The sequence below is a fragment of the Nonomuraea sp. NPDC049714 genome, from assembly GCF_044465295.1.
Classification (GTDB): Bacteria; Actinomycetota; Actinomycetes; order Streptosporangiales; family Streptosporangiaceae; genus Nonomuraea.
On the sequence record NZ_JBITLM010000004.1, the window covers coordinates 1 to 13,568 of the forward strand.

A 13,568-nucleotide genomic window follows, 5' to 3' on the forward strand; every position below is an offset into this window, starting at 1 on the left:
CGCGAGCTCTTCAAAGCCCTCACCAGCGAGAACGGCGCAACTAGCGAACTTCGGAACGTTGCTTGACAACCATAGGAGCATCGGGCCAACTCCACGGGTATGTTCGCGCGCCGTATTGCCCATGATTGTTTGCGTTCCACATCACGGACCCGTGACCCTTGTGAATCATCTCCCTCAACAAGGAGCACCCCCGTGAGAACGACGGCGATCATCTCTGGTGCGCTGGTGGCGGCCACGACAGCGTTAACCCTGATCAGCACACCTGCGGCGGCGGCATCGGATGCCAACCTGAACGTGGCTCTCTCGCTCACCAAGAACACCGCGAGCAGCCAGACCTACTGGGCCAATATGCGTCGCAACAAGAACGAGCCCTATGTCAAAAGGTGGAGCTTCAATTGGAACACCGACGGCTGCTCGGTGCCCGGGAAGATCGGTAACTCAGATTACTGGAAGGGAGTCTTCAAGACGCCCTGCGCTCGCCACGACTTCGGCTACCGCAATGTCAAGCGACTCGCGAGCTCCAGCAAGTGGAAGAACACCTACAAGAAGGCCGTCGATGACGCGTTCCTCTTCGATATGGGCAACGTGTGCGTGAAATTCTCCAAGACGAAGAAGGCCTCGTGCCGAATTGCGGCGGCGGCGTTCTACGGAGCGGTCAGGACTCTCGCGAGCTAGGACCGATCGCGGCCCCGGGCGACGGGAGAACCCGCCTTTCTCAAGGCCCGGTTCGGGTTCGGCCGTTCCGCGTCCAAGAACAGTGATCACGATCTAGGAGAAGGACACCATGAAGTTTCTGCGTAACGTGGCTGTCGTCGCCGCCATGGGCCTGGCCACATCGATCACGGCGGCGCCCGCCATGGCGTCCGCCGACCAGTACCTCATCGCACGCTGCACGGACGGCAACCACGGCATCGAGATCAGGGCCCGCTATCTGACGTCCACGACAAAGCACTTGTTCAACCAGCTGTCCTGGCGGATCGCCGGCAATGTCGGCAGCAACAACGATGTCCGCTTCTATTTCATGCAGGACGCCCAGCCGGACTTCGTGTTCAAAGCCGTCGGCTACAAGGGCGGCAAGACGGGCTCGCGGAAGATCTCGGTGAGCAGGCCGAAGGCGCACAAGGTGTTCGTGAGGTTCCGCGTCCGATTCGACACGAGCGCCTCCTCCGATCCGAAGTGCACGTACCAGACCCGCGGCATCTGATCCCGAGAGTGTGACCGGCCCGGCATCAAATTAGGCTCCCGTGCCGCCGCGACGTTCGACGTCTCCCCTAGCAGGGCGCGAGTCAAGGTACGGAGGCGGACATACCGATCACGATCGCCACCATGGGGCCCGGTCGAGTACGGGCCCAGGCAGGCTGTCGGAGGGGATCCGTAAGCTTGTCGATCGTGACGATGATCCCCCTGCGCCGCTTCACGGCTCGTGCTCTGCCCGTCGACGATCAGGGCCGCGTCCTCCTGCTCCACGGTTTCGATCCGGTACGCCCCGGCGAGCCGTTCTGGTTCACCATCGGCGGCGCTCTGGAGGGCGAGGAGACGCTTCAGGAGGCCGCCGCGCGCGAGCTGTTCGAAGAGGTGGGGATTCGGGCGACGGCGGAGGAGTTCACGGGACCGTACGGGACGAGCACGATCGAATTCAGTTTCGCGCAGTACGCCATCACGCAGGATCAGGCGTACTTCGCGGTTCAGGTGGGCCAGGTGGACGTCTCGTTCGAGCACATGGAGCAGATCGAGAAGGAGACCACGCTCGGATATCGGTGGTGGAGCGCCGAGGAGATCGACGCCACCGAGGAGGTCATCTTTCCGGAGGACCTGGCGGCGATTCTCCGGAAGATCACGACGGGCGAAGCACTCGGGTAGCCCCGGTGATGAGGGCGGTGGCCAGGATCCAGCCCGAGATGATCAGTCCGTACGCGAGCCCCTGCGTCCAGCCCGCCGGGTCGAACAGGTCCCGTTGCCCGAAGGTCGACCACGGGAGCAGCAGGTCGAAGCTGTAGGCGAACGAGTCGAAGACGGGGCTCTCGTCGGGTTTCAGCGGCCGGGGCGGGTTCAGGCCGAAGGACACCGTGCCGATCAGGAGCAGCGCCGCGAACCAGACCGCCGCCAGCCACGGGCGATAGCCGTAGCCGACGGTGAACTCCAGCAAGCGGCCCCAGAGCCGGCCGCCGACCCCTTCGGTGTGGCGCCTGCCGCGAAGTTTGGCGAGCTGCGTCCGGCGTGCCAGCGCGTCATTGCCGTCACGGCGATACCAAGCGGCCAGTTGCTCGTACGGCTGTGGCCTGAAGCCCTCCGGGTCCCGGCCGACCCATTCGATCCGGCGGGAGACTCCGCTGCCGCGCAGGCGTTCGTACGTCAGGCCGTTCAGGCGGAGTTTGTCCGGCCAGGTGGCGGGGTTGTCCTCCAGGGTGTTCACGGTGGAGTGCGCGAGCGTCACCACGCCGTCGATCGGCTCGGCCGGCTTGAGGTAGAACTCGCGGACCTCCATGTGACTGGCATGCAGCGCGTACGGCGTGTCGGGGCTGCGGATGACGCCCCGGATCGCGAGCAGGCCGTTGATGCGCGACCCGCGCAGCCGTACACAGCCTTCGGCCAGGAAGTCGCCGGTGCAGCGCATCGCGTCCTCGACGACCATGCCGTCGGCGATGAGCGCCTGTTTGCCGGGATTGCGGAGCTTGGCGTCCTCCAACGAGAACCCGCCGTTGAGGCGGGCACCGTACATCCGCACGCCGCCGGTGAAGTCGCCGTTGCGCATGTACATGCCGGAGTCGACCACCATGGCGTCGGCGTAGAACGCGTGATCGTCGTCCTCACCAGCGATGATCTTGGTGCCGCCGAGCCACAGGCCGCTCTCGAACTGGGCGCGTGGCACCCGCACCGCTCCTGTGATGTACGAGCCCGACAGACTGAGGTGACCCGCCACCCGCATGCCGCCACCGGTCAACCCGGGTAAGCGGCAGTCGGTCAGCCGCAGGGTCCGGGCGGTGGTGCCGGTGAGCCGGATGGGCTCGTCCAGGTGGCAGCCGTTGAGCGCGAGCTCGTGCTCGACGGTGCCGCCGAGAATCTGGAGCGGCCCGGTGATCCTGGCGCCGGTGAGCCGTACGGCCGGAGCCGAGCCGGCGACGGCGTCACGGGCGCCGAGTAACAGTGAGGTGATCACCTGGGCTCGGACGGTGCGCTCGGGGCCCCAGGTGTGCCCGTCCGATGGGGCGTTGCCGCCTGCGGGACCGGTCACATCCGGAGTGAAAGGGGCCAACTCCACCGTCTGGCCCGTGGGGAAGGCATCCCACACCTTCCGCTCAGCCGGGCTCAGTCGCGGAGATTTCCCCATACTCCGATTGTTTCGCATAAGTTCAGCGCCGGTAGCCGGCCATGCGCTCCAGCCTGGCCACGCGCTCGGCGGTGGGCGGGTGCGTGGAGAACAGGCGGCCGAGTCCGGCACCGCTGAACGGGTTCGCGATCATCAGGTGGGAGGCCGAGGCCAGGCGGCTGTTCTCGGGAAGCGGCAGCCTGCGAGCACCCATCTCGATCTTGCGCAGGGCCGAGGCGAGCGCGAGCGGGTCACCCGTCAGCCGGGCCCCGGACTCGTCAGCCTGGAACTCCCGGCTGCGCGAGACAGCCATCTGGATCATGCCGGCGGCGACCGGGCCGAGCAGCATCATGAGGACCGCCCCGACGAATCCGGGGCCTTCGTCGTCGTCGGACCCGCCGAAGAAGACCGCGACGTAGCTCACCCAGGTGATCATCGTGGCCAGCGCACCGGCGACGGACGAGATCAGGATGTCACGGTTGTACACATGGGACAGCTCGTGCCCGATCACGCCCCGCAACTCGGACTCGTCGAGCAGCTGGGTCAGGCCGTAGGTGACACAGACGGCGGCCTTGCGCGGGCTGCGGCCGGTGGCGAAGGCGTTCGGTTGCACGGTGGGCGAGATGTAGAGCCGTGGCATCGGCTGCCGGGCCTCGGTGGAGAGCTCGCGGACGATCCGGTAGAGGGTGGGCTGCTCCACCTCGCTGACCTGCCTCGCACGCATGGCCGACAGCGCGATCCGGTCGGAGAAGAAGTAGGCGACGCCGTTGGTCACCAGGGCGAGCACGAACGCGATCTGCATGCCCATGCCGCCGCCCAGCCACGCGCCGGCCGCGATGATCAGCGCAGACAGGCTCCCGAGCAGGACCGCCGTGCGCAGGCCGTTGTGGTGCACAATTCCCCCCCTCATGGTCCGGCTTCACCTGGTACAACGACGATGCCCTGCTCCAACGTTCCCGGGAGTGCTCACCCGGAGGCTGAACGCGATCGAACTCGCTGACCACATCTGCCCCGGTGGTATCTCAGCGGGTGCGACGGCACCCGGCCCTCACCTCAGTGCGGGTGGATAAGTCAGTACGTAGCGGATAAGAACGTCATGTCGAGCACCGGTTGTGGCGCGACCGAGAACAGGACCGCCACCGCCACCGCGACGCCGATGGCCACCCAGACCGCGGGGAACGGACGTCGCGCGGGCGGAGCCGCTGCCCGCTCGGGGGTGAAGAGCCGGGCCGTCCAGACGACGTAGTAGTAGAGCCCGATCACGGTGTTGACCGCCATGACCACCGCCAGCCATCCGGCGCCGCCATCGACGATCTCCCGGAAGACCACGATCTTGGCGAACAACCCGGCCAGCCCCGGCGGGAGCCCGGCCAGGCAGATCAGGCAGAATGCCAGCGCGAGCGCGGCCGCCGGACTCCGGGACACCAGCCCCCGGTAGTCGTCCAGCTCGTTGCGCGGCACGGTCCGGGACACGAGCATGACCACGGCGAAGGCGCCCAGGTTCATGGCGGCGTAGATCACCAGATAGGCCACGGAGGCGCCGACCGCCGTGTTCGCGGAGCTCCCGCCGGGCCGGAACGCCACCGCGAGCGGGGCGAGGATGTAGCCCGACTGGGCGACGGACGACCACGCGAGCAGGCGTACGGCGGATCGCTGGCGCATCGCCAGCAGGTTGCCCGCCGTCATGGTGAGGGCCGAGATGATCGCGATGATCGGGATCCAGGTGGCCGACTGGCCGGGCAGTGCGAGGACCAGGACGAGGATCAGGCCCGCGAACCCGGCCGCCTTCGAGATCACCGAGAGCAGGGCGGCGACCGGGATGGGGGCGCCCTGATAGACGTCCGCCGCCCAGGAGTGGAAGGGAACGGCCGCGATCTTGAAGGCGAACCCCGCCACGAGGAGCACGATGCCGACCGTGACCAGGCCGGGCAGGCCGTGACCGGCTTCGAGGATGGACGAGGACCCCTCCGCCCACCCCGGCGCCGGAAGCTCCCCGCTGAAGACGGCCGCCAGCCGTGGCAGGAAGACCGTCCCGGCGACGCCGTACAGCAGCGACACCCCGAAGAGCATGACGGCGGTCGACACGACCGACACCAGGAACAGCTTGACCGCGGCCTCCGAGGAGCGGCCGTCGTAGCGTTTTAGGGCGGTGAGCGCGAAGACCGGCAGGGAGACGAGCTCGAGCGCCACCACCAGCATGATCAGGTCTCGCGAGGCGGGCAGCGTCACGGCGCCGGTCAGCATGCAGAGCAGAAGGAAGTGCCACTCCCCGACCGGGATGTCGCCCTCCGCCAGCTCGGTCATCGACATCAGCACCACGACGACGGCCGCCACCAGCACCAGCCCGGCGAAGACCAGCGTGAGCCGGTCGACCACGAACGAGCACGACTCACCGGGCGGGCCGTCGCCGGCCAGGTGGCCGGGAACGCAGAAGGTGGACAGCGTCCCGGAGCCGACGAGGGCGGCCTGCGCCACGACGAACCCCAGCGCGACCAGCACGCCCCCGAGCGTCACGAATCCCAGCGCGGACTTGACCCCGCGCCGGGCCGGCAGGAAGGCGTCGAGCACGAGGACGAGTCCCGCCACCAGGGCGAGGGTCAAGGGGGCCGCGATCGCGAAGTAGTCGATCTGCTGGATCATGACAGTGCTCCCAGCAGAGTTTGCACGGCCGGTGTGGTGAGCGAGAGCAGGAGTTTGGGCCAGAGCCCGAAGAGCAGGATCAGCACGATCAACGGCACCCAGGCGACGAGTTCGTACCGCTGAATGTCGAGCGCCTCCGGACGGGCCGTACCCATGGGGTCGACCGGCCGCTCATCGGGCGTCTCCCAGGCGGCGAGGTCGGCCGGTGGGCGTACGATCGCGTCCGCGCGCTCACCGGGCCCTGCTGCGGCGGCGGCGCCATTGCCCGGTCCCGCCGCGACACGGTGATCGTCCGGGCCCGTGGTGGCGGGGACGGGCAGCGGGACGGACGGCACACCGTGGGTGACTCGGGAGAGCATGACCAGGAAGTACGCCGCTGTCAGAACCGCGCCGAGACCGCCGATGACCATGAAGGTGCGGAACAGGGCGCTGGGCAGCACCTCGGCCGGTTGGAAGGCGCCGAGCAACGCCAGCATCTCCCCCCAGAATCCGGCCAGCCCCGGCAGGCCCAGCGAGGCGATCGAGGCGAACGTCAGGACCGCGCCGAGGTGGGGAAGCCTGGCCAGCATGCCGCCGCCGAGCGACGGGATGTCGGCGGTGTGGTGGCGGTCCTTGATCGCGCCGGCGAGGAAGAACAGCAGGCCGGTGATCAGGCCGTGGGCGACGTTGGCGAACAGGGCGCCGTTGATGCCGACCGTCGTCAGCGTGGCGAAGCCCAGCAGTACGAAGCCCATGTGGCCGACGGATGAGTACGCGATCATCCGTTTGAGGTCGCGCTGCGCCAGACAGGCCAGCGAGCCGTAGATGATGCCGACCACGGCGAAGGCGCCCAGCCACGGCGCCACCACCGCGGCACCCTCCGGCAGGATCGGGATCGCGATCCTGGCGAAGCCGTACGTGCCCATCTTCAGCAGCACACCGGCCAGCAGGACAGAGCCGACCGTGGGAGCCTGTGTGTGGGCGTCCGGCAGCCAGGTGTGCAGCGGCCACATGGGGGTCTTGACCGCCAGCCCGAGCCCCACCGCCACGAACGCGAGCACCTGCACCCCCCTCGACATGCCGGCACCGTGTGCCTGGCCGAGGGCGACGATGTCGAGGGTGCCGGTCTGCGCCCAGATGAGCAGCAGGCCGAGCAGCATCACCACCGAGCCGAGCAGCGTGTAGAGGATGAACTTGACCGCCGCGCCCCTGCGCCCCTCACCGCCCCAGATGGCGATCAGGAAGTACATGGGCACGAGCACGATCTCGAAGAACACGAAGAACAGCAGCAGGTCGAGCGCGAGGAACGTGCCGATCATGCCCACTTCGAGCACCAGCAGCGTGAACACCAGCGCCCTCGGCCTGGCCCCGCCCGGTCTGGGATGCAGCAACTGGCCGGGGCGCCGGGCGTCGCCCCAGCTCAGATAGGCGAAACAGAGGAACGTCAGCAGCGCGGTCAACGCGACCAGCGGCAGCGAGATCCCGTCGACGCCCAGGTGGAAGCGCAGGTCAAGGCCGGGAACCCAGGGCAGGTCGACGGTGGACTGGGGCCGCCCCGCCTGGCCGTAGTCGAACGTGGCCACCAGCGCCACGGCCAACGCCAGCGTCACGCCGGAGACGGCCATCCCGTAAGCCGGCAGGACCGGGCGCAGGATCGACGGCGCCACCAGGAGCAGGAAGGCCCCCAGCAACGGCACGGCGAGGAGCGCGACGGGAAGCCAGCTCATCATGTGAACATCACCGCCCCCACCGCGATCAGAAGGACTCCGGCCAGCAGGCCGCTCACATAGAGCTGAACGTTGCCGTTCTGCGCGAATCTCAGCAGCCCGGACAGCCCGCGTGCCGAACGGCCGGAGCCGCGCACCGCGCCGTCCACCACCGTGTCGTCCGCCCTGACGACGAACCCGGCCAGCGCCACGGCCGGGCGGACGATGACGGCGGCGTACAGGTTGTCGACGTAGAACGCCTGCTCACACGGCACCCGCAGCGGGCCGAGCAGCCGGGCCGGGTCAACCGTGGGGTCGCCGCGCCACGAGGCGTACACCACGGCCGCGCCGAGCAGCGCGAGGGCGACGCTGACGGCCGCCACCGGCACGTCGAGGTGCAGGCCCCCGGCGAAGCCGAGCAGCAGGGCCGGGACGGCGAGGAGGGTGACCGGCACCAGCATCGTGGACGGCGCCTCGCGGATGTCGACGACGTGGGCCGTGCCGGGCTCGGGCTCGGGGAGCGCGACGGCCCGCGTCCGGCCGAAGAAGGTGCGCAGCCAGGCCCTGGCGGCGTAGGCGCCGGTGACGGCCACCGTCGCGAGCGCGCAACCGTACAGGAGCAGGGCAGCGGCGTCCGTGAGGCCGCCGGCGAGCGCGCCCTCCATGGCCACCAGCACGGCGTCCTTGCTGAAGAAGCCGCTGAACGGAGGCAGGCCCATGAGGGCGGCGAAGCCGACCGTCGTCGCCGCGAACGTGATCGGCAACTCCCTGCGCAGCCCGCCCATCTGGCTCATCAGGTTGGAGCCGACGTGGTGGATCACGACGCCCGCGCACAGGAACAGCAGCGCCTTGAACGCGCCGTGGGTGATCAGGTGGAAGATCGCCGCGGTGTCGGACCCGGCGGCGAGACCTCCGGCCATGTAGGCGAGCTGGCTGACCGTTGAGTAGGCCAGCACGCGCTTCAGGTCGTCCTGCGCCAGCGCGGCCAGCGCGGCGCCCAGCATGCCGAGCGCGGCCAGGACTGCAAGCACATCGAGCGTCGGCCGGGCCGCCGCGAAGGCGGGGAAGAGCCGGGCCACGAGGAAGATGCCCGCGGCGACCATGGTCGCGGCGTGGATGAGCGCGCTGATCGGCGTCGGGCCCGCCATCGCGTCGGGGAGCCAGGTGTGCAGCGGCACCTGCGCGCTCTTGCCCGCGACCCCGGCGAGCAGGAGCATCGTGGCGGCGACGAGCGTGCCGGAGGACATCTCGGGCACCTTCGCCAGCACGTCAGCGATGCGGAAGCTGCCCGCGGCGCCTCCCAGCACGAAGATGCCGAACAGAAAGCCGACGTCGCCCAGCCGGGTCACCAGGAACGCCTTGACCGCGGCGCGCGAATTGCCGCGATCCTCCCACCAGTGGCCGATGAGGAGGTAGGAGCACAGGCCCATGATCTCCCAGCCCACGTAGAGGACGAGGAGGTCGCCCGCGTAGACCACGAGGAGCATGGCGCTGGTGAACAGGCTGATGAAGGCGCTGTAGGAGGGGTAGCGGGCGTCGTCTTTCAAGTAGCCGATCGAATAGACCTGCACGGCCAGGGCCACGAGCGTCACCAGCACTCCGAGCAGGCCGGAGAGGTCGTCGGCCTGGAGCGTGAGCGAGATCGGGACGCCGCCGGTGTCGATCGCGCCGTAGGTGTCGCCCACGGGGGCCGAGCGGGGGCCGCCGTCGAGGAAGGCGAATCCTTGGCCCCAGGCCAGCCAGACGGCCAGCACCGCCGCGGCGGCTGTCGGCACGACCGCGATCGAGGCGGCCCTGCGGTTGGCCGCGTCGGGCGCGTTGGCCGAGGTGGTGGCCGGTCCGTTGCGCTGGGGGGTGTCCGCCTCGCGTGCGCGCCTCCGTGGCCGGCGTGACAGCAGGAGGCCGGCGAAGGCCGCCAGGAAGGGCAGGAGTACGGCCAGCAACGGGAAGGTCGTCACGGCTTGCCCCCTCGCTCGGCCGGGCGGCCGTCTGCGTGGTCACGCTCTTCCGGCGGGTCGTCGGTCTCGGGCTGCGGGGGCGTCTGGGTCGGCTCCATGGAAGAGGCGTCCGTGGGCTCCGCCAGGTCGCGCAGGTAGTCGATGTCGACCGTCCTGCGGTTGCGGTAGAGGGCCAGCACGATGGCGAGGCCGACGCCTACCTCGGCCGCCGCGATGACGATGACGAACAGGGTCAGCACCTGGCCGCTGTGCAGGCGGTCGCCGAGCCATACGTCGAACGTGACCAGGTTGAGGTTGACGGCGTTGAGCATCAGCTCGACCGACATCAGCACAAGGATCGTGTTGCGTCTGGCGAGCACGCCGTAGACGCCGATGGAGAACAGGAGCGCGGAAACGACCGCCGGGTAGACGATGTGCACTAATGGCTCCCGGTCTGATCGGGTGGCGAACCGCCGGGTGTGTCCGTACGAGGCGGACCACTGGGCTCGTCTGTCGCTGCGCCGGGCGAACCACCGCGCGAATCCGTACCGTTTGCGCCGGTTATGTCGGTGCGGGAGAGCACGATGGCGCCGATCAGGGCGGCCAGCAGGAGCACCGAGAGCGCCTCGAACGGCAGCACCCAGGTGCTGAAGATGCTGCCTCCGAGCACCCCCGCTCCGCCCTGGCCGGGCGTCAGGGGTGTGTAGGCCATGCGAAAGCCGTCGATCACCACCGTGACCAGGATGGCCGCCGTCGCCAACGCCACCACGGCCGCGGCCGTTCTGTTGCCGCTGTCGAGGTCGGTGGAACGGCCGATGGGCGCGCGAGTAAGCATGATGCCGAACAGCAGCAGGACGATCACGGCGCCCACATAGATGAGGACCTGCACCCATGCCACGAACTCGGCGGTCAGGACCAGGTAGCAGCCGGCCAGCGCGCCGAAGGTGACGACGAGCCAGAGTGCGGCGTGGACCAGTTGCCGGGTCGTGACGACGAGCAGCGCGGATCCGACTGCCACCGCTCCCAGCAGGAGGAAGACGATCTCTTGCCCGGTGGGTGACAGATAGGAGGGCACCGCTTCGGTCACGACTCCTCCTTTGGCTCCCTTGGCTGATCAGGGCCGAGCCGCCCGGGCGGGCGAATGGATCGAGGATCGGCCATCCTCCGCCTTGGCGGTCTCGCGCCAGAAGTCTGCCCCTCCGGCCCAGGTTCTGCTCGCGGTTCCTCCGCGCCTGTGGACAACTCTTCTCCGGACGGCGCGCCTGTGGATGACGCCGCGTCGCCGGGGCGGGGCCTGGGTGGCTCATCCGCCTTGGGGTCGGGCTCCGCCGTTACGGGTCGAGGGGGCGTACCTGTGTCAGAGGGAGTCGCTTCGCCGGGTGGGGGCGCCTGCTCTGGGCTGCCGGATGCGGCGTCCGCATCCGTGGTGGGCGCCTTGCTAGGCGCGGCATTCGTACCAGGAGCGGCTGCTTTGCCCGGTGCGCGGGGAGGGCGGGCGGAGGGCGCGTCGGTGGCGCGGCCGGGGCGCCGGGGGGCGGCAGACAGCTCCTTGGGCGGCTCGGCGCCGGCGTCGTGGAGCTGAGGCGGTGGGACTGTTTCGACCCAGGTGCCCAGCTTGTCCTTCTCGTGGAGAAGGTTGCGGATGTCGCCTTCGGCGTACTCGAACTCGGGCGACCAGAACAGGGCGTCGAACGGGCACACCTCAATGCAGATCCCGCAATACATGCACAAGGCGAAGTCGATGGCGAACCGGTCGAGGACGTTGCGCTGGCGTGGTCGGCCGCCTTCAGGCGCTGGGAGGGTCTCCTTGTGCGAGTCGATGTAGATGCACCAGTCGGGGCACTCTCGGGCACAGAGCATGCAAGAGGTGCAGTTCTCCTCGACCAGGGCGATCACCCCGCGACTGCGCGGCGGGAGGGCGGGTTTCACCTTGGGATACTGCTGGGTGTCGGATTTGCGCAGCATGTGGCGAAGAGTGATGCTAAGCCCCTTCGCGAGCCCTACGCCGGGTATCCGTCCCATACTCAACATCATGGCGCACTTGAGCGCGCAGGTGAATGAGCTAGCGCGTTGTCCCCAGGTTTTCCACAGTCATCCACAGGTTGACGGGAAGTTATCCACAAGAACGGGCGACGCCCGATATGCGCAAGTACGGAGCGATAGTCTCTCGCCATGTCGTATCGCCAGCCGAGCCGTCCCAGTGGCGGGGCATGGGCCGCTTCGATCGTGTGGGCGGCCCTTTCCCTCGTCTCGTGCGGCTTGGCGACCCCGTTCACGATCGGGTTCGCGGCGTTCTGGCTGAGGAGCGGGTGGCAGGTGCTCGCCGCGTGCGCCTATGCCTTCTCCACGGGCGCCTTCGTGATCGTGATCATGGCGTACGACGATGTGGAGGACATTCCCGAGCCCTTCAGCACGCTTGTCTCGCTCATGTTCGTGGCCGCATGGATCGCCGGCGTGATCCACTCGGGCATCCTCGTGCCCGCGATGGCCAAAGCGCGTTCCGGCGCCCTCACCGGTCCTCCTCCGCCCCCTCCGCCCAGCGTGCATCACCGGACCACCGCCCCTTCCTTCCGCCATCGGGCGGGCGAGCCCGAATGGATCGGGCACTATCGGGTGCTCCAACCGCTGGGGCGCGGTGGCCAGGGAGCGGTCTATCTCGCCATGGCGCCCAACGGAGTGCGGGTGGCCGTGAAGGTGCTGCATGACCTGGTCGATGAGGTCGCGCGGGATCGGTTCGCCAGAGAGGTCGACACGGCGCGGCGGGTGGCGACGTTTTCCACAGCCCGCGTGCTCGATGTGAGCATCACGGGACAGTTCGCATACATCGTCAGTGAATACGTGGAAGGCCCCTCGCTTGAACAACTGGTGCGCCGGCACGGGCCGCGGGACGAGGACAGCCTGACGCGGCTGGCGTTGTCCACAGCCGGGGCACTGGCGGCCATCCACAAGGCGGGGATCGTGCACCGCGATTTCAAGCCGAGCAACGTGCTCATCGGCCACGACGGGCCGAGGGTCATCGACTTCGGCATCGCTCGGGCGCTCGATCAGGTGACGGTGACGGCGGGCAAGATGGTCGGCACGCCTCCTTACATGTCTCCCGAACAGTTGTCCGGGGAGCAGGTCGGGCCCCCGTCCGACGTGTTCAGCTGGGCCGTGACCATGATGTTCGCCGCCACGGGACGTCCTGTGTTCGGAGAGGACACCATGCCTGCGATCTTCAACCGGGTGCTCACCTTTCATCCGGATTTATCGCCGCTGCCCCAGCACCTTCGCGGGGTCGTGGGTGCCTGCCTGTCCAAACAAGCCGACAACCGGCCTTCCGCCTCCGACGTGATGCTGGCCATCGTCCATTAGCGCGCCCACCAGCGATACGTTCCATCAGCGCAGCGCCCCGTCGCTCTCCAGCGCAACGTCCCATCGCACAATGTCTTCTCAGCGCAGCCTCCCATCGGCGCGACGCCGGCTTGTGGCGTGGACGATGGATACGGCTTCATGACCAGTGGATACGGCTTTACGACGGCTCCTTCTGGACCTTCTCGACATCCATCCACGAGACCTCCGCTGAAGATCTCTCACGTGCGAAAACGGGGCTAGCCGTCGACGATCACACCTCCGATCGCAGTGCGGCCGGCCGGGGTGGCGACGAGCTCGACCGTGATGGTGTCGCGCCAGTGCGTTCCGAGGACGTCGGCGACGGCGTCCGTGACGGTTCGCACGAGGTTGGCAATGAGCTCGCCGCTGTCGGGACGGGTGAACGCCGCCTCGCGGATGCCGAACGTGATCGTGGGTGGAGCTTCGTCGACCGGTTTGCCTCGCGCGCCCCAGCGTCCGGTGGGCACGCCGTCGAGGTGGATGACCGCGACGTCGCGGGCCCACTCGCCGTACACCTCGACCACCGCGTCGGTCAGCGCGCTGATGAGGGCCGATTCGTTGCCCTGGAGCTGCGGCTCCAGAACTCGGACCGTCAGATGTGGCATGGTGGACCTCCTTGTTTGTTGT

Annotated in this window: 12 protein-coding genes and 1 pseudogene; 4 read left to right on the forward strand and 9 right to left on the reverse strand. The window is 68.5% G+C overall.

What is annotated here, in order from left to right; translation table 11 throughout:
• The first annotated feature begins 192 nt into the window (after positions 1-192).
• The 3 genes from ACIBQX_RS17290 (at position 193) to ACIBQX_RS17300 (ending at position 1,860) form a co-directional block, all read left to right on the forward strand.
• A complete protein-coding gene (locus ACIBQX_RS17290) occupies positions 193-675 on the forward strand; it encodes a phospholipase A2 (RefSeq protein ID WP_397005465.1) in 483 nt (160 codons plus the stop codon).
• Between the two features lie 109 nt (positions 676-784).
• Positions 785-1,204, forward strand: a complete 420-nt coding sequence (locus ACIBQX_RS17295) for a hypothetical protein (protein ID WP_397005467.1) — start codon at positions 785-787, stop codon at positions 1,202-1,204.
• 191 nt (positions 1,205-1,395) lie between these two features.
• The gene (locus ACIBQX_RS17300; RefSeq protein ID WP_397006782.1) at positions 1,396-1,860 is read left to right on the forward strand and encodes an NUDIX hydrolase; all 465 of its coding nucleotides are present in this window, start codon (positions 1,396-1,398) and stop codon (positions 1,858-1,860) included.
• Here ACIBQX_RS17300 and ACIBQX_RS17305 read toward each other — a convergent pair.
• From ACIBQX_RS17305 to ACIBQX_RS17340, 8 genes and pseudogenes are all read right to left on the reverse strand, one after another.
• Positions 1,835-3,232 (reverse strand): hypothetical protein, encoded by a 1,398-nt coding sequence (locus tag ACIBQX_RS17305; RefSeq protein ID WP_397005469.1) that lies wholly within the window; start codon positions 3,230-3,232, stop codon positions 1,835-1,837. The two genes, ACIBQX_RS17300 and ACIBQX_RS17305, sit on opposite strands and share 26 nt — an antisense overlap.
• A 118-nt stretch (positions 3,233-3,350) precedes the next feature.
• Complete coding sequence (htpX, locus tag ACIBQX_RS17310; RefSeq protein ID WP_397006784.1) at positions 3,351-4,202, reverse strand: zinc metalloprotease HtpX; 852 nt, start codon at positions 4,200-4,202, stop codon at positions 3,351-3,353.
• Between the two features lie 176 nt (positions 4,203-4,378).
• Positions 4,379-5,947, reverse strand: a complete 1,569-nt coding sequence (locus ACIBQX_RS17315; protein ID WP_397005470.1) for an NADH-quinone oxidoreductase subunit N — start codon at positions 5,945-5,947, stop codon at positions 4,379-4,381.
• Positions 5,944-7,653: a NuoM family protein gene (locus ACIBQX_RS17320; RefSeq protein ID WP_397006786.1), complete on the reverse strand. Its 1,710-nt coding sequence runs from the start codon at positions 7,651-7,653 to the stop codon at positions 5,944-5,946. The genes ACIBQX_RS17315 and ACIBQX_RS17320 overlap by 4 nt, the downstream gene beginning before the upstream one ends.
• On the reverse strand, positions 7,653-9,590 hold the full coding sequence (locus ACIBQX_RS17325) for an NADH-quinone oxidoreductase subunit L (protein ID WP_397005472.1): 1,938 nt from the start codon (positions 9,588-9,590) through the stop codon (positions 7,653-7,655). Before ACIBQX_RS17325 ends, ACIBQX_RS17320 begins: the two co-directional genes overlap by 1 nt.
• Positions 9,591-9,706: 116 nt before the next feature.
• A pseudogene (nuoK, locus tag ACIBQX_RS17330) lies at positions 9,707-10,009 on the reverse strand (NADH-quinone oxidoreductase subunit NuoK); the annotation flags it as partial.
• Positions 10,009-10,656, reverse strand: coding sequence for an NADH-quinone oxidoreductase subunit J (locus ACIBQX_RS17335; protein WP_397005474.1), 648 nt, complete (start codon positions 10,654-10,656; stop codon positions 10,009-10,011). The pseudogene nuoK and the gene ACIBQX_RS17335, both read right to left, overlap by 1 nt.
• Positions 10,653-11,603, reverse strand: a complete 951-nt coding sequence (locus ACIBQX_RS17340; RefSeq protein ID WP_397005476.1) for a 4Fe-4S binding protein — start codon at positions 11,601-11,603, stop codon at positions 10,653-10,655. Before ACIBQX_RS17340 ends, ACIBQX_RS17335 begins: the two co-directional genes overlap by 4 nt.
• 138 nt (positions 11,604-11,741) lie before the next feature.
• On the opposite strand from ACIBQX_RS17340, the gene ACIBQX_RS17345 reads away from it, so the two are divergent.
• Positions 11,742-12,923 (forward strand): serine/threonine-protein kinase, encoded by a 1,182-nt coding sequence (locus ACIBQX_RS17345; protein ID WP_397005478.1) that lies wholly within the window; start codon positions 11,742-11,744, stop codon positions 12,921-12,923.
• Between the two features lie 236 nt (positions 12,924-13,159).
• Here ACIBQX_RS17345 and ACIBQX_RS17350 read toward each other — a convergent pair whose 3' ends face one another.
• Entirely contained in the window at positions 13,160-13,546 is a 387-nt protein-coding gene (locus ACIBQX_RS17350; RefSeq protein ID WP_397005480.1) for a 4-oxalocrotonate tautomerase family protein, read from the reverse strand.
• Positions 13,547-13,568 lie beyond the last annotated feature (22 nt).